The sequence below is a fragment of the Bacillus sp. FSL M7-0558 genome, from assembly GCF_038003245.1.
Lineage (GTDB): Bacteria > Bacillota > Bacilli > Bacillales > Bacillaceae > Bacillus > Bacillus pumilus.
Genome location: NZ_JBBOOU010000001.1, coordinates 1,064,690 through 1,081,553, shown reverse-complemented (window position 1 = coordinate 1,081,553; position 16,864 = coordinate 1,064,690). Strand labels below are relative to the sequence as shown.

General features: G+C 41.6%; 15 protein-coding genes and 1 pseudogene. 8 read left to right on the top strand and 8 right to left on the bottom strand.

What is annotated here, in order from left to right:
* Positions 1–36: 36 nt before the first annotated feature.
* The gene (locus MHB79_RS05240; RefSeq protein WP_310024014.1) at positions 37–1,206 is read right to left on the bottom strand and encodes an MFS transporter; all 1,170 of its coding nucleotides are present in this window, start codon (positions 1,204–1,206) and stop codon (positions 37–39) included.
* Between the two features lie 144 nt (positions 1,207–1,350).
* On the opposite strand from MHB79_RS05240, the gene pdxR reads away from it, so the two are divergent.
* The gene (gene pdxR, locus MHB79_RS05235) at positions 1,351–2,790 is read left to right on the top strand and encodes a MocR-like pyridoxine biosynthesis transcription factor PdxR (RefSeq protein ID WP_340989212.1); all 1,440 of its coding nucleotides are present in this window, start codon (positions 1,351–1,353) and stop codon (positions 2,788–2,790) included.
* Here pdxR and MHB79_RS05230 read toward each other — a convergent pair.
* The 3 genes from MHB79_RS05230 to MHB79_RS05220 all read right to left on the bottom strand — a co-directional run bounded on the left by MHB79_RS05230 (position 2,781) and on the right by MHB79_RS05220 (position 5,464).
* A complete protein-coding gene (locus MHB79_RS05230; protein ID WP_340989211.1) occupies positions 2,781–3,305 on the bottom strand; it encodes a hypothetical protein in 525 nt (174 codons plus the stop codon). The two genes, pdxR and MHB79_RS05230, sit on opposite strands and share 10 nt — an antisense overlap.
* A 315-nt stretch (positions 3,306–3,620) precedes the next feature.
* Entirely contained in the window at positions 3,621–4,727 is a 1,107-nt protein-coding gene (locus MHB79_RS05225; RefSeq protein ID WP_137054823.1) for a D-TA family PLP-dependent enzyme, read from the bottom strand.
* 158 nt (positions 4,728–4,885) lie between these two features.
* Positions 4,886–5,464: a competence protein ComK gene (locus tag MHB79_RS05220; protein WP_003212419.1), complete on the bottom strand. Its 579-nt coding sequence runs from the start codon at positions 5,462–5,464 to the stop codon at positions 4,886–4,888.
* Between the two features lie 288 nt (positions 5,465–5,752).
* Between MHB79_RS05220 and MHB79_RS05215 the strand changes: the two genes are divergently transcribed.
* Positions 5,753–5,983 carry an IDEAL domain-containing protein gene (locus tag MHB79_RS05215; protein ID WP_003210924.1) on the top strand — a complete coding sequence of 77 codons (231 nt, stop codon included), beginning with the start codon at positions 5,753–5,755 and terminating at the stop codon, positions 5,981–5,983.
* A 63-nt stretch (positions 5,984–6,046) separates the two neighbouring features.
* Here MHB79_RS05215 and MHB79_RS05210 read toward each other — a convergent pair whose 3' ends face one another.
* A complete protein-coding gene (locus MHB79_RS05210) occupies positions 6,047–6,907 on the bottom strand; it encodes an SDR family oxidoreductase (protein WP_340989210.1) in 861 nt (286 codons plus the stop codon).
* 145 nt (positions 6,908–7,052) lie between these two features.
* On the opposite strand from MHB79_RS05210, the gene MHB79_RS05205 reads away from it, so the two are divergent.
* The 5 genes and pseudogenes from MHB79_RS05205 to MHB79_RS05190 all read left to right on the top strand — a co-directional run bounded on the left by MHB79_RS05205 (position 7,053) and on the right by MHB79_RS05190 (position 12,152).
* Positions 7,053–8,585, top strand: a complete 1,533-nt coding sequence (locus tag MHB79_RS05205) for an FAD-dependent oxidoreductase (RefSeq protein WP_003211807.1) — start codon at positions 7,053–7,055, stop codon at positions 8,583–8,585.
* 91 nt (positions 8,586–8,676) lie between these two features.
* Positions 8,677–9,216, top strand: a pseudogene (locus MHB79_RS19010) (protoglobin family protein); the annotation flags it as partial.
* 144 nt (positions 9,217–9,360) lie between these two features.
* On the top strand, positions 9,361–9,972 hold the full coding sequence (locus tag MHB79_RS19005; protein ID WP_404841025.1) for a methyl-accepting chemotaxis protein: 612 nt from the start codon (positions 9,361–9,363) through the stop codon (positions 9,970–9,972).
* A gap of 61 nt (positions 9,973–10,033) precedes the next feature.
* On the top strand, positions 10,034–10,618 hold the full coding sequence (locus tag MHB79_RS05195; protein WP_310023417.1) for a histidine phosphatase family protein: 585 nt from the start codon (positions 10,034–10,036) through the stop codon (positions 10,616–10,618).
* A 388-nt stretch (positions 10,619–11,006) separates the two neighbouring features.
* Positions 11,007–12,152, top strand: coding sequence for a serine alkaline protease SapB (locus MHB79_RS05190; protein ID WP_340989209.1), 1,146 nt, complete (start codon positions 11,007–11,009; stop codon positions 12,150–12,152).
* Between the two features lie 41 nt (positions 12,153–12,193).
* Here MHB79_RS05190 and MHB79_RS05185 read toward each other — a convergent pair whose 3' ends face one another.
* Positions 12,194–13,477 (bottom strand): M48 family metallopeptidase, encoded by a 1,284-nt coding sequence (locus MHB79_RS05185; RefSeq protein WP_340989207.1) that lies wholly within the window; start codon positions 13,475–13,477, stop codon positions 12,194–12,196.
* Positions 13,478–13,653: 176 nt separating this feature from the next.
* On the opposite strand from MHB79_RS05185, the gene MHB79_RS05180 reads away from it, so the two are divergent.
* Entirely contained in the window at positions 13,654–14,061 is a 408-nt protein-coding gene (locus tag MHB79_RS05180; protein ID WP_003211259.1) for a hypothetical protein, read from the top strand.
* A gap of 86 nt (positions 14,062–14,147) precedes the next feature.
* Here the strand turns inward: MHB79_RS05180 and MHB79_RS05175 are convergent, their stop codons facing one another.
* The gene (locus MHB79_RS05175) at positions 14,148–15,701 is read right to left on the bottom strand and encodes a fatty acid--CoA ligase family protein (protein ID WP_050945383.1); all 1,554 of its coding nucleotides are present in this window, start codon (positions 15,699–15,701) and stop codon (positions 14,148–14,150) included.
* Between the two features lie 171 nt (positions 15,702–15,872).
* Complete coding sequence (lplJ, locus tag MHB79_RS05170; RefSeq protein ID WP_340989205.1) at positions 15,873–16,862, bottom strand: lipoate--protein ligase LplJ; 990 nt, start codon at positions 16,860–16,862, stop codon at positions 15,873–15,875.
* Positions 16,863–16,864: the final 2 nt, after the last annotated feature.

The window sequence follows — 16,864 nt, the reverse complement described above, 5'->3', positions numbered from 1 at the left end:
TAAACGAATGGAAGGCAAAAGAGAAAGCAAGACTCCTCACTTTTGTTTCTGTCTGACACTTGACATCAAAAGGATGAGACAAGCTGCCAAAACGACCAAGAAAAAGACGGTTAACACCACCTGAGTTCCGAACAGATCAGCGAAGAGTCCGACAAAAACACTTGGAAGACCCAGACCTAAATAGGCAAACAAATAAAACCCGGCAACGGCTCTAGCTGCCTCCTTTTTTCCCCGCTCGACAATAAGCTGAAGACCGCCTAAATAAGTAAATCCATAGCAGGCAGTACCCGCAAGCATCGTTCCGGCAAGCACAAGAATGATTGACCCACCATTTGCTCCAAATAGCAAGAGACCGTATCCACATGGAAGACAGATAAATCCGGCAAGGAGCGCTGCTCTGCTATTCATTTTGCGAACAAAAGGCTGCATCAGGACACCTGACATATTAATCAAAAACAGTGCCGGCCCTACCCATAATTCATATCCATTCAATTTAAGCTGTGCTGGCAAAACCGAAATCACAAGGCCACACACTGACCACGCGACAGCAATCGCTGCATTCGCTGGCATTGTTCCTTTTGGAAATGTTGGCATGTTCATCATCGGTTTATCTGCATCTCCTTGTACAGGCGGAACGAAAAAGAAGACACCCACGATCGTTAGGATTAAAAAGCCCATCACAATCCAATAACTAAGCGGCGCAAGCGTCACATACTGAAAAGAAAGAAGTGCCGTAAAAAGAGCACCGCCCCCAAAGCCAATCGAACTGCATAACGCAATAAAAGTTGGAATCCAGCTTGATTTTTCTGGATATAAAGCAATCAAATAAGCAGTGCATGTGCCAACACTCAGGCCAAGCCCCACCCCTTGCAGCAGCCGCGCCAAAAAGAGCATCTGAATGGTAGGATGTACGATCATCAATAAGGTAGCACATAACGAAAAACTAAGTGCGACCAATAAAACCGGTTTGCGTCCAGCCCGGTCAGATATCCCGCCAAGAAAAAGTAAAACTGGAATCAGTCCGAAGACATATGCAGCAAATACAAGGGCTGTAGCCGCCTTTCCGTACCCTGCTTGTTCGGCATACAACGTATAAAGGGGCACCTGCAGATTCACTGCGGTTGTAATCATAAAAAGACCAAATAAAACGAATATAAATGGAATGATGGATAGGTGTGCGGTTTCTTCTTTAGCTGCAGGGATCATTTCACTCTCTCCTCTAGTCATAAGCATATGAGAACAGTGTACACACCTTTTGGCTTACTTCCTATATCCAAAAACGATGCTATTGACCACTCCATATTCCCGTGTCATCATCATGTTATATGTGACAATGAGAGAAGGTGTCCGATGTATATTTATTTAGACCGCTCAAGTACTACCCCGCTCTGGCAGCAAATCGTGACTGAGATCATTCAACAAATTCATTCCAAAAAACTGAACCCCGATGATCAGTTAACACCGACACGCGTATTAGCACAGGAGCTCAATGTATCAAGATCAACTATACAGCTTGCTTATGATGAACTGCTGGCAAGAGGATATGTCAGCACATCTAGAAGAGGCGGTACGAAGGTCATTTCAAGTGATCACTATGCGGCCTCCACTCCCCATCAAGGTGAGCCGCCTTTTCCTCTTCCGGTAAGACCACACTTTCAAGAGGCGGAGAAACAAATGAACCACTGGCTGTCGGCCAATCAATTTCATGAGAAGCTTGATATTGATTTTCGTCATCAGGAACCAGCCATCGATGAACATTTCCAAAACATATGGAAACGCTCGCTCACAAAAGCATTACAGCGATTAGAGATGAAAGATTGGGGCTATTCCTCCCCGCATGGTTTATGGGAAGTACGTTCAGAAATACGCCAATACTTATCAGTAGAACGCGGCATCGATGTAGAAGAAGATCAAATCATGTTAACAGGAGGCACGCAGCAAGCCATTGATTTGATTTCACAGGTATTGCTTAAAAAAGGCGATACAGTAGCTGTTGAAGATCCAGGCTTTCCTGGAGCAAGGCTTTCCTTTATGCATCGTGAAATGAACATTTATCCCGCGCCCGTCGATGAAGAAGGGATCATGGTGAATACATTACCACGAAAAACAAAGCTGATTGCGGTGACGCCCTCCCATCAGCGTCCAACCGGTGTATGTATGAGTGTGAGCAGAAGGCAGCAGCTGCTAAAATTTGCCGTCAGTCATCAGTCTTATATACTAGAGGATGATTTTGATGGAGATTATCGTTATCATGGCGGACCGCTTCCTTCCTTATTTTCAGAAGCACCCGACCATGTGATTTATATCTTAAGCTTCTCCAAAGTGCTGGCACCAGGCATCCGCCTTGCTGCCATTATCGGCTCCAAAGCGGTCATAAAAGAAATCGCTTCCTTGCAATCACTCATTCAAAGACAGCTGCCCATTATGGAACAGATCACACTCGCCTCTTTTTTCAGAGAAGGAGAATTTACGCGATATGTCAGGCGAATGAGACAGCTATATAAAAAAAGACAGGCTGCCATGATGGATGCCCTTTTAACACAACAATTTGACAAGCACTTTCATATTTATGGAACAGATACGGGTCTTCATGTCTTTTTGGAAGGAGCGCCAAACTTTGACGAAAAAGGCAGTATTGAGGCAGCAAAAGCAGCAGGTATTGGCATTTATCCATTAAGTCCTTATTGTTTTGAGAGCAATCGAAAGGGATTACTGCTAGGCTTTGCTTGTACGGACGAAAACATGATTCAAGAAGGTGTGCGCCGCTTAAAGCAAATACTTTATATGTAAAAAAAGCCTGGAAGTCCGCCTTCCAAGCTTTTTACGTTGGATTGCTGAATGCGGCCGACTTCTTCAATAAATGCAGCTGCCCTCTGCAATCCATCTTGTAGATGATGAGTAGCGGAAATAAACAGCTTTTCTTGATCTGGGCGCTTTAATAGCTGCTCCACCTGACCAATTCCTTTTTCAAATGAATGAAGACCTGTCTTTAATTGTTCATCTGCCTTTTGATAAGCGGCTGGAATTTCTTGATGAGCAAGCCCCTTTTGAATCACACGATCAAAGGCTTTCGTCGCCTTTTTCAATTTTTTATTTACTTGGATCTTTCCCTGTCCATCTGAAATAAATTGGTCGGTCATGTTTTCATAAGCTTCATTTAACTCATCCATATAACGCTGAACCCATTGTTCATAAACAGCTTCTTTTGTGTCTTGTTTTGAAGGCGATTGACCTGCTTGCTGACAGGCTGCTAGTAAGGTCACTATCAAGGTGAATAGCAGCAGCAATTGCGATTGTTTTTTCATACAGAGCCTCCATTTCTTATTCCCATTCGTTCATATCGGTCAAAATAGGAGGATCCTTTACCACATACGAACACTTTGCAAGAAATGATTTCTTTTATTGTAACAGACGGCTCGTGTCACTTCTGTGATTTATGAATAATTGCTTGAAAATACGTCTAAGGATCCACATTTCTCTGTCATTTGGTGGACAGTCTACCGATACACACTCAATAGACGACTGGATATATGGATTTGGTTTCAACAAATTCATGTGCATGGTGGATGTTGTCGTGTCATCATAATGATGCCCCAACGAAGTCGCCTTGTCCTGTTGATTTATTGAAGTTTACCTTTACAAGCAATGTCAAGCTCTTCGACTACTTCACCATCTTGGATGAGATAGGCTTTTTCATGAAGATTGACAGCGGGACAAATATGATTTGGAATGATTTGCACCTTCTCACCGATCTGGACAGTCTGACGGAAGCCTTCGTGATAAATGATGGCATGCTCATCAAATACACTGGAAACAAATACATCATCAAAGTCTTTTACCTTGCCTAGTCCCTTTGTTTTCGTCAGCCCTTTTGTACGGGTTTGAGCCGTGAGCCCTTTGGCTCCAACATCTGTAATGACACGAGTATTTGTTGGCTTACTAATGACTGTCGTCAGGACGGCTGCTGCACAATGTGAAAAAGTGCCGATCACATTGGACTGAGAGGCATCCATGAAGATGTATGTGCCTGGGCGGATTTCGGTCACTCCCTTTGGAATATCAAATTGAAATAAGAACGGTGGTGTTGATCCTATGCTCACTACCTCTAGCAGCATGCCTGATTCTTTTGCAATCTGTGCAAATCGAAGCGTTCGATTCACAGCGTCTTCATATAATGTCTGACAATGCGCTTTACTTTCCGCCTTGTATGTATGACCATCATGAGAAAAAATCCCTTTTAAATGAACGAACTCACATGTTTTTATCGCCTGCAAGATTTGACGGAAATCACTCTCTTCAATGACACCAGACCTCTCTTCTCCAACCTCTATCTCAATTAAAACCTCCGCTTTTTTCTCTGCTCCACGAAAGACATCTTCAATTTGATGCACATGCTCTACACAATCTATTCCAAATGAAATGTGTATCGACTCTGCCAGCTTTCGAATTCGCTTCAGCTTTGTCTCACCTACAATTTGATTGGCGATAAAGATATCTGTTAGCCCATGCGCCGCCATCACTTCTGCTTCCCCTACTTTCGCTACAGTTAAGCCAGATGCGCCCATCTCCTCCTGCACCTTCGCAAGACCAGGTGTTTTATGTGTTTTCGTATGAGGACGCAGTTTGACTTGCTGACGGTCCGCATATTGCTGCATAGCAGCTAGATTCTCCATCATCACCTGTTTATCAATTAATAGCGCCGGTGTATCTAGTTCATCATAAGTCATCATCATATCCCCTTTTCTGTCGCTCATTATATAAAATTTTATACGTTGTACTTAAATTATATAATTTGTTATATAATTTTCAATGTTTTTTTCTTCGAGAAAGTAAGACGATATGCTAAACATAAGGAGTCCAGCGGCTGGGCTGCCGCTGGTTTTAGTTAATATCTGTTCCGAAGCTCCCTTAATATAAAATCGTATACAAGGTTGAGCTGTTGTTCCTTTGGATACAGCATAAATTCTTGTTTTTTAGGAAGACCACCATCAAGGCGATCTTGAAATTTCGTTCGGAGATACGCTGTTCTGTGCACCTGACTCTCAAATGACTTATATGAGACATCGAGTTTGACGGTTTGCTCATTTGTAAAGATGACCACCGTGTCTCCGAGGGATGATTCCTGGAAGGTATGAATGTATTTGTGGGAGATCCAGCCGCACTGAGGACGGTTGGATGAATAGGTTGGGAAGAAATACAGATGATTGGATGAGTCAATCACAATTGGAGGCTTATGAGATATTCCTGTTACTTCATATGTTCCCGCTTTTCTGCCTGCATAGCTTGAGCCGAAGAATCGGCAGCTGCGTTCAATAATTTGCAGAGGTTTTAATTCAACGTAAAAGCTTGTCTCTCTTTCTATGACTTTTGAATATACTCTTTTTCCTTCTTCAACCGGAAGGATCGCCATTGTTGTTTGATTAATGACGTATGAATCTAAAGGTGTTTCACTAATTCCTGACACTTCATTTCCTCCTGTGTTAATTTTTGGTTATTTTAGATACTATTAATCTATCACCAACATATAAGAAACGACAGGATTTTTTCAAAATTTATTAAAAATCATTTTTTTATCGTATTATTTAGTCCATTCGATCTATCGAAAAGCCTTTTTTAAGATATATCACATCGTGTCGATTGGACAAGAGGTGTCGATTTCGCTCAAAAATAAATTGTCTAAAAATTATAAATTCTTGTTGATTTTTTCTTCGCCAATCCATATACTATAAAAAAGGCATCGGGGGGATTCTTTATGAAAGAGAAAAAAACGTATGCTGAGCTCATGAAGTCCCGCAACACCCAAAAAACCGAAGAAAACGGCGTGACGATTTTAGACATCTATATTCAAATGGTTTTAGATGAGGCGCTTTATAAACAGCGCTTAACCTTCCTTAGAGAAGAGATTGATAAGGCACTGGATCAGCGTGATGAAAAACGATTCAACGACCTGTCAGCTCAATATGCAGAACACTGCTTACATTAATCATGATGATTTTACTTGCGGCAAAGAGGGCAGCAACTCGTCTCTTTACCGCAAGTTTTTTGTTTATCCATTTAAAATGGTTCCGCCATTGACATGCAGGATTTGTCCATTTATATAAGAGGAGTCTTCGCTCGCTAAAAATAAATAGCTCGGCGCAAGCTCTACTGGCTCACCAGGACGCTCCATTGGAACATCTCCGCCAAATTCAGAGACTTCCTTTTCCGTAAAGGTCGATGGAATGAGGGGTGTCCAAATGGGGCCCGGGGCTACCCCGTTTACTCTAATCCCTTGCTTAATGAGCGATAAAGATAATGATCTCGTAAATGTCACGACTGCCCCTTTTGTAGATGAATAGTCAATTAAGGTTTCATGCCCTTTATAGGCTGTGACAGATGCGGTATTAATGATACTGCTCCCCTTCTTTAAATGAGGAAGTACCGCTTTTGTTAAATAGAACATGGCAAAAATATTCGTTTGAAATGTTCGAAGAAGCTGATGTGAGGTAATCTGTTCAATGCTTTTTTGCGGATGCTGTTCCCCGGCATTGTTCACCAAAATATCAATGGAACCGAAAGCATCCTTCGTTTTTTTGACGACCTCATTTGAAAACGACTCATCTCCTAAATCACCTGCAATTAAAATGACGCGACCTCCCCCCTTTTCAATATAGTCCTTCGTTTCCTCTGCATCGCGGTGCTCACTCAAGTAAACAATGGCGACATTGGCGCCTTCCTTCGCAAATAAGACCGAGACTGCTCTTCCGATCCCGCTGTCTCCACCTGTCACAATGGCTGTTTTCCCTGCTAATTTTTTATCCGGCATCTCTCGATCAAAAACAGGCCTTGGATTCATTTTGTATTCAAGACCTGGACGCTCACTTTGATGCTGAGGCGGCAATGTTTTCTTAGGCTGCTTTGTTGACACGTCTGACCACTCCTTCCTTTTATCTTGTTTATTTTTATGTGTTGGCTATTTTTTTATGTATGCCAGACTAGTTTCCTTTCAAATGTATGATTTTCTTCATTGTGGAAAAATTATACACAACAAGTCACTAACTGGAGGCGACAGTATGGAACAAGAACATAAAGGATTGGAACAGGCAAAATCGTTATGGATAGCGGATAGTCAAAAGCATTCTTTTCCTACAGTAGATGAGGATCTCACAGCAGATGTCATCATTGTTGGCGGTGGTATTACCGGTATCGCTACCGCGTTTGAAATGACAGAACGCGGGCTGGATGTCATCATCATTGATGCTGATCAACTGCTGCAAGGTACGACCGGACATACGACAGCTAAGATTACCTCACAGCACGATGTTTATTACCATGAACTGATCCAGCAAATTGGTATGCCCAAAGCCCGTTTGTATGTAGAAGCAAATGAGAAAGCAAAAGAGCTAATTCAAGCTCGCGTCCAAAAGTACGACATCGATTGTCAGCTAGAAGTCAAGGATGCGTACCTTTATACAAAGGAAGAAAGCGGTGTAAAAAAATTAAAAAAGGAATTAGATGCCTACAAACAGCTTGGGATTGATCGGGGATGGAAAACAGCGCTTCCTTTTGATGCTGACATCAAGGCTGCCCTAGCAATGACGCAGCAGGCACAGTTCCATCCCCTTCATTATCTCAATGCACTCATTGACCAGCTCCTAGAGCGTGGTGTACGTATTTATGAACAGACAACTGCTGTTGACGTAAAAGAAGGAAACCGCCCTGCTGTCGTCACAAAAGACGACCATCACCTGACAGGCCGCTATATCATATCCTGTTCGCACTTTCCTTTTTATGATGGAAAGGGACTTTATTTCACGCGCATTCACCCAGAGCAATCTTATGTGGTAGCAGCCAAAACAACGAAGCCGCTCCCAGATGGAATGTACTTAGGGATCGACCAGCCTGCTCATTCTTTAAGAACGACAGAATGGCATGGTGAGGAAGTCGTTCTCATCGGAGGAGAAGGTCATAAAACTGGTCAAGGCGGGGATGAATCTGCTCACTATGAAGGACTAGAAAGGTTTGGAGACGCTACCCTTGGAATTGAAGAGGTGCTGTATCGCTGGTCGACACACGATATGGTCACAATGGATCAAATCCCTTACATTGGCCGCCTAACCAAGCACCATCAAAATATCTTCGTTGCGACCGGTTTTAGAAAATGGGGCATGACGACAAGCCACGCGGCAGCTACTCTTATCGGTGATTTGATTGAAGGAAAATCGAATCCATACGAATCCATTTTTACGCCATCAAGACCTGTTTCTGATTCTTTCGTCAAAGATTTCGTTAAAGAAAACAGCAATGTCGCTGCCAAGCTGATCAGTGGTAAATTAAAACGAACCGATCAAACCATTGATGATTTAAAGCCAGGTGAAGGCGGCATTGTATCGTACGAGCATAAAAAATGCGGCGCCTTTAAATCAGAGGATGGGAATATCTTTCTTGTCGATACAACGTGTACTCACCTAGGCTGTGAAGTCGCTTGGAATAATAGCGACCGCACTTGGGATTGCCCGTGTCACGGTTCACGTTTCTCCATTACTGGAGAGGTAGTAGAAGGCCCAGCAAAGAAACCACTAAAAAGGTCTTATAAAGAACAGTAAAATTTTACTGATCCCCTTTAAAAAATCCAATATTATCCGATAGATAATATAAAGTCTGATAATTTGTGATGATTATAGGGGGACAAAAACATTGTTATTTAAAAAAGAGACGAAAAGAAAAAACACTGCTTTTTTCACACAGCAGGATGATGGGATAAAACGTATCAACTTTTCTGACAATACGGATATCGCGAAACAAATTAAAATGATAGATCTGACGCAGCATGACCTATTTATTCTAAAACAGCTCAATCCAATTGTTCAGGAGGATATTGCACGTATCGTTGATAAATTTTATAAAAATTTAGAAGTCGAATCTTCCTTGATGCATATCATTCAAGATAATAGTTCTGTCGACCGTTTGAAAAAAACACTCCGCATTCATATTAGTGAAATGTTTGCAGGTGTGGTTGATGAAGCCTATGTGGCAAAACGAATTAAAATTGCGCAAGTTCATTTACGGATTGGCCTCCAGCCTAAGTGGTATATGGCTGCATTCCAGGACCTTCTGCTATCAATTATGGATTTATTTGCTCAGCATATCCAAGATTTCAAAGAATATCAGACAGCAGTCAAAGCGACGACAAAAATCTTAAATTTAGAGCAGCAGCTTGTCCTTGATACATTCCAAAATGAATATTCTAAAATTCGTGATGAAGCAGAACAGCAGCAGCAGGAGCTCCATACAAAAATCACAGAAACATCAAATTCACTTGCTTCTCTCTTCTCAAACACAACAAATGCCGTGGACAAGCTTGTATCAAAATCTGATGAGATGGCAGACATGTCGCAAGCTGGCACGCAAATTTCAGCACAGGTCGAGGAAAAATCGATTGGCGGTAAAAAAGAATTAGAGATTCAACAAACACAAATGAACCAAATTGATGGCAGCATGACAAAGATTGAAACAGAAATTAAGCGTTTAGAAGAAATCGCCAAACAGATTGAACAAATCTTTGGGATTGTCACAGGCATTGCAGAGCAGACGAACTTGTTATCTTTAAATGCTTCCATCGAATCTGCACGAGCAGGCGAACACGGAAAAGGCTTTGCTGTCGTCGCAAACGAGGTTCGCAAATTATCAGAGGACACAAAGAAAACGGTTTCAACCGTATCTGAACTCGTCAACAATACCAATTCACAAATCTCCATTGTGTCTCAGCACATTGGGGACGTGAATTTACTCGTGACAGATAGTAAAGAAAAAATGACTCAAATCAATTCGCTCTTCGATGATATCGTCAGCAGCATGAACTTAAGCAAAAATCAAAATGGAAAAATTGAAATAGACCTTCAAACCTTCCTGAACGAATTGAAGGAAGTCAAACAAACGGTTTCTCAAGTTGCCAGCTCAGTCGAATCCTTAACAAGTCTCACAAATCGCTAATCCAGTCTTTTTTCTTCTGCTTTAGTATAATAGAAGAAAAGATAGAAAAGGCGGGATTTGATTGACAACAATTTGCCTAGTCAGGCACGGGGAAACAGATTGGAATGCAGCGAAACGAATTCAAGGACGAACAGATATCCCTTTAAATGATACTGGTAAATGGCAGGCTGAACAAACGGGTCTTTATTTGAAGGATGCCCATTGGGATGTTGTCATTTCCAGTCCACTCACAAGGGCAAAAGAAACAGCACACTTGATTTTAAAACATATAGATGCGCCTCTTGTCATCATGGATGATTTCATTGAGCGTGATTATGGCGATGCTGAAGGCATGTCATTTGAGGAGCGCCAAAAGCTTTTTCCAGATAAACAGTATCCAAATATGGAGCCGCTTGAAACGATTCAGGATCGAATGGTAGAAGGCATTGAGAAAGTTAGAGCAGCCTATCCGAATCAACAAGTCCTGATCGTGGCACACGGCGCTGCCATCCATGCTTTACTCACCACCTTAGCGGATGAACATCTTGGTCTTGAGAACACGAGGCTCGTCAATGCTTGCTTAAATTATGTGGAATGGAAAGATGGTAAATGGAAGGTGCTTGATTACAACGTGGTCAGCCATTTAACTCAATCCTCTCCTATTTAAAGAACCTGTTATGTAAACAGGTTCTTTTTAAATGACAAAAACAATGATAAAATAGTATTTTTTTATATCGAAATTCGAAATAGATGCTAGACGTTTCTACCTATTTTAAGGCTTTTCGGGTATCGAATATTTCTCCGAAAATGGATCATAAGAAAAAAAGCACATTTCCTTTTTAATAGATAGCCGCTGAAATAGTAGAATAAACATATTTTACCATCATTTCCAAGTGACTTAATTCCCCAATTTTCGCTAGGACTTTCACAAAAATTCGGGTCTACTCTTATTTGCCTACTTCCCTTAAACTGAATATACAGAATAGTCAAACGGATCATTCTTATAGACTACGGATGATTATTCTGAAATAAGAAAAAAGGGATGTGGATTGTGCGTGAAAAAGAAAAATGTGATGACAAGTGTTTTATTGGCTGTCCCTCTTCTGTTTTCAGCAGGGTTTGGAGGCTCCATGGCAAATGCCGAGACGGTCTCAAAGTCAGATAGTGAAAAGAGCTATATTGTTGGCTTTAAAGCCTCTGCCACTACAAACAGCTCTAAGAAACAAGCCGTCACTCAAAATGGTGGAAAACTAGAAAAGCAATATCGTCTCATTAATGCCGCACAAGTAAAGATGTCCGAACAAGCCGCAAAAGAACTTGAACATGACCCTAGCATTGCTTACGTAGAAGAAGACCACAAAGCAGAAGCATATGCACAAACCGTCCCTTATGGAATCCCTCAAATCAAAGCTCCAGCTGTACACGCTCAAGGTTATAAAGGGGCTAATGTCAAAGTAGCTGTCCTTGATACGGGCATCCACGCTGCCCACCCTGACTTAAATGTTGCAGGCGGTGCCAGCTTCGTCCCTTCAGAGCCAAATGCCACCCAAGACTTTCAATCACATGGAACTCACGTAGCCGGAACCATTGCTGCCCTTGATAACACAATTGGTGTTCTTGGGGTCGCTCCAAGTGCTTCCCTATATGCTGTTAAAGTATTAGACCGCTATGGCGACGGACAATATAGCTGGATCATTAGCGGTATTGAATGGGCAGTAGCCAATAATATGGATGTCATCAACATGAGCTTAGGCGGACCGAATGGTTCAACAGCGCTTAAAAATGCCGTTGATACAGCGAATAACCGCGGAGTCGTTGTTGTGGCGGCTGCAGGTAACTCAGGTTCCACTGGTTCTACTAGTACAGTTGGCTATCCAGCAAAATATGATTCTACCATTGCCGTTGCCAATGTAAACAGCAACAATGTCAGAAATTCGTCTTCTAGCGCAGGTCCTGAATTAGATGTTTCTGCACCTGGTACTTCTATTTTAAGTACAGTACCAAGCAGTGGATACACATCTTATACTGGAACGTCTATGGCGTCTCCTCATGTAGCAGGAGCAGCAGCGCTTATCCTTTCTAAGTACCCGAATCTATCAACTTCTCAGGTTCGCCAGCGCTTAGAAAACACAGCAACACCGCTTGGTAACTCCTTCTATTACGGAAAAGGGTTAATCAACGTTCAAGCGGCTTCTAACTAAACAATAAATAAAATCCGGCTAATACAGCCGGATTTTTTTATTTATTGCTTCCTCGACGTTTCCTCTTTTTCCGCTGCTTTTTCCATTTCCATGATTCTCTCCATCATAGTTGGGTGCCCGTAGCGGAAGACCTTCACTAAAAGTGGCGGATTCACCTGAGACAGCCCTGATTTTGCAAGCTTTTGAAAAGACGTCACCCCTGCCTCTCCGTCTTTTGTCAGGTTTAGCGCATACTCATCAGCTGCACGTTCTTGATGTCTTGAAACTGCATTTGTAAAAGGTGATGCTGCAAATGACAGCATCGATACAATCATGAGAAGAAGCGGAAGAGCAGCGATGTCGCGCGGCTCCCTCAGCCGAAATAGAACTGCTCCTTTACGATAGAAATAAAAATAGAGACGGTCGATCGCAAAAAATCCCGCAAGTGACAGTACTAGATATCCTGCTAATCCTATATAGACATGCTTCATGACGTAATGTCCCATTTCATGTGCCATGATAAATAAAATTTCGCGATCTTTCAGCTTTTGCAGTGTCGTATCCCATAACACAATACGCTTATTTTCACCAATCCCTGTGACATAAGCATTCATCGTGTTCGTTTTCTCAGACATATTGACCTCATATACATGACCTGCCGGGATATGAGCTTTGTCTGCAAGTGTTAAGATCTTGTTCTCAAGAGCTTGATCCTTTAGTGGATAAAAATTGTTATATAACGGATCAATGACGACCGGCTGTATAAAGAAGAGAAATAGCGTGAATGGAACTGTCAAACACCAGGCATACAGCCACCAGCGCTTTCTTCTTTTTTGAATAAGCCAAAAGAATACAATTGCACATAGAGCAAGAAGCGGATATTGAATCCAGAAATCTAGAATTTGATCTTTCAACCAGCTTGCCGTACTTTGAGCAGATACTCCGTAGTGCAAAGACAGCTGATAACCAATCCACTTAATGGGAAGTGAGATCAGCATTGTCAAAAGCGATAGCACAAACACATATACAAGTTTACTTAAAAATGTGAAACGAGCTGCTGCCAGGCTCCAGTCTGCTAATTTTCGTGAAAACCCTGAAATGAGCAGAAGAAAAAAGACATACCAATCTAATGGAATTGTCATGAAAAATAGCAAGTTACGTAATCTCGAGAAATTCTCGCTGATGACAAGCTCATGGCTTGTCATAAAGGTATGCGGATCTGCACTTGTTCCTTTTACACTATCAGGAACCGCTGCATCCCCAAATAGAAACAAATAAGAATAAATAAAAAGAACGTACAATATGTATGCTACCGTTGCAAGAGCTACCCATTTACGTACTCGCACAGGTCAGCCTCCTTTCCATCCCTCTCTCTATTCTAATCATCCATTATTTTGTTTAGAACCTGTCTCATGTGGCTCCATCATAGCATGCCCTATCTGAAAAAGCTTTCACGAAAAAATGATTATGCTACTCAAAAATCGGAGATGCTACATATAAAATAGAGAGTTGGAGGATCGAAATGAAGAAAATTCTTGCAGGAGTTGTGATCTTTGGACTTTTACTTATTACCTTCTTTTATGTATTCAGCCGGACGAGCGAAATCTTTGATGAGAATCGAGCTGAAAAATTGCTCCTTTCATCTGAAAACGAGTCCACTTCTTATGAAATAGATGATAAGGACACAGCAGAAGACTTAATAGAAGAATTAAACAAAGGCAAACAAACAAGCAATCATCTCAAGAAAAATTTAAAGAAACCAGATTATATCGCCAAGGTGATGTACGGCCGAACAAACGGCACCACCTTTCAGCTTTGGACAAACCGTTCGCAGGTCGTTTTTTTAGTAGATGGGACTTATTATGAGCTGAATCAAAAACAGTCTAATTCTTTTCAGAAACAGTTAAAAGAAGCCATTCTAAAGGGCTGAAATTTTATTTTATCCCTTTGTCTTCTTATCAGCGTGATAGAACCTTAGCACACTAAGGGAGTCTCTTCATAAGAGACCCCCTTTTCTTATTTACTTTCCTCTGCTTGATACTTTTCCTTTAGTGCTCTTCTTAAAATTTTACCTGTTGTGTTCTTTGGAATATCATCTATGAAATGGATCGTTTGGGGCTGCTTATATTTCGCTAAAAAGCGTGAACAATGTGTGATGATGTCTTCTTGATCGATGTGAGCATGTTTCTTGGGGGAAATGTAACAGACGACAGCCTCTCCGGTGTTCGGATCTGGCACACCGATGACAACGGCTTCTGCTACAGCTTCATGTTGATAAAGCACTTCTTCTACTTCTCTTGGATACACATTATAACCGCCAACAAGAATCATATCCTTTTTCCGATCGACAATATAAATGTATCCTTCTTCATCTCTTCTTGCTAAATCACCGGTGTACAGCCATCCGTCTCTTAGTGCAGCTTCAGTATCTTCTGGCATTTGATAATAGCCTTTCATAATGTTGGGTCCTTTTGCTATGAGCTCTCCGACTTCATTTGGACCGACTTCTTCTCCCAGTTCATTCACAATCTTATTCTTCACATTCATAATGTCGGTCCCGACTGAACCGGGTTTTCTTTTTCCATCAAGAGGATTGAATGCAGTTACTGGGGAAGCCTCTGATAATCCGTAACCCTCCAGCACCGTGACACCAAATTTTTTCTCAAAACCGTGAAGTAAAGCAACAGGCATTGAGGCACCGCCTGATATACAAATCCTCACAGAGGACATTGCTTTCTCATGCCCTTCCTGGCGGTACAAATAGTTATACATAGTTGGAACACCAACAAATAACGTTGGCTTCTCTTTTTCCATCATACGCAAAAGCTCTGATGGGCTGAAATGCGGCAAGACATAGATGGTCGCGCCATGAATCAATGGTGCATTCATACAAACCGTTAAACAAAATACATGGAACATCGGCAATGCAGCAATCACCTTGTCCTTTTCATCAATGGATAGGTACTCAGCAACGTCTCTGGCATTTGAATACAGGTTGAAATGAGTCAGCATCGCACCCTTTGGTTTTCCTGTCGTGCCAGATGTAAATAAAATAACTGCCGTATCGTCCTGATGAATAGATGGATGCACGTTCTCTTTCGCATGACCAGACACAAGCTTTCCAAAGAAGACAAGTTGATCTGATACTTCCTTAAAACTTGATCTGCACGCAGATTCATTTTCTGCACAAATAATCACCCGTTCAATAGACGGAAGCTGTTCATACACTTGCTCGTACACTGGCAGCAGTTGTTCAGGGGCAACAATGCCTTTTACATCACCTGTAATCAGCATATAGCCAATTTCACTAGGCGTGTATGTTGGATTGATTGGTACTACGACAAGCCCGGCTTTTAAAGCACCAAAAAAAGAAATGACAAAATGCGGTGAATTTCCTAAAATAAGCGCGATATGATCCCCGGCTTGAAATCCTTCGCCCACTAATCCATCTGCAAAGCGCTCGATACTTGTCATGAGCTCTCGATAGGTCCACTGATTTCCTTCAAAGATCAGTGCGATATCTTCTCCCTTCGTCATCGCCGTCTGCTCTAGATTTTTGATCAAATCCATTCTCCCACCCCTTACATGTCATCAATGAATGAATAACCATTCATTTTATGGCCAAACATTCCTCCTTTCTATTATAATAGACAATCGAAAAAATCCACAAGATCAAATGTAAATCGCTTTCAATTCTTTCAATCAAAAAAGCACCGCTATCTCTAGCCGTGCTTGTCCCTCTTAATAAATCAAATCAAGAAAATCCTCTTTTGATACATTGCCGAAGTAGTGGCGCATGTCCATATCTTCTAATACGTCGCTGATCGTTTTGCGATCATATTGTTGCCCAATGAGTCTTTTTTCAATATCAGCAATATCCCCTACACCGAAGAAATCACCAAAGATCTTGCAGTCCTGGATCATCCCTTTTTTCACTTCTAATCGAAGATCAATGGAGCCTGCTGAGAATCTTTTAGAATGCTGTAAATTAAATTTCGGTGAACGGCCGTAGTTCCATTCCCATTTTTGATATCGTTCCCGAGAAATCTCGTGAATCTTTTCCCAATCCTTCTCAGTCAACTGATATTGAGGAACATCCCCATTCGTATCGAAAATGTAGCTTAACAGAATTTTTCTAAATTCTTCTGTTGTCATCTTTTGATCCATTAATTCACTAATATTGGCAACCCTGCTCCTAATGGATTTAATGCCTTTTGATTCAATCTTTTCTTTTTTCACTTTTAAAGCCGAAACAACATGTTCAATTTCTGAATCAAATAGCAGCGTGCCATGGCTGAAAATACGTCCTCGTGTTGCGAACTGGGCATTTCCAGAAATTTTCCGACCATCTGCCATGATGTCATTTCTGCCACTTAATTCAGCTTTGACGCCTAGCTTTTCAAGCGCTTGGATGACTGGCTCTGTAAATTTTTTAAAATTATGGAAGCTGTCCCCATCGTCTTTTGTGATAAAGCTGAAGTTTAAGTTTCCTTTGTCATGGTAAACTGCGCCACCACCGGACAGGCGGCGGACAACTTTGATGCCGTTGTCTTCCACATACTTCGTGTTGATTTCTTCTATTGTATTTTGGTTCTTTCCTATAATAATCGACGGCTGGTTAATATAGAACAGCAAGTACGTTTCTTCTGGGTCTAAATATTTTAAGCAATATTCTTCAATTGCCAAATTAATCATTGGATCATAATGTTGTTCGTTATCGATAAACAGCATCT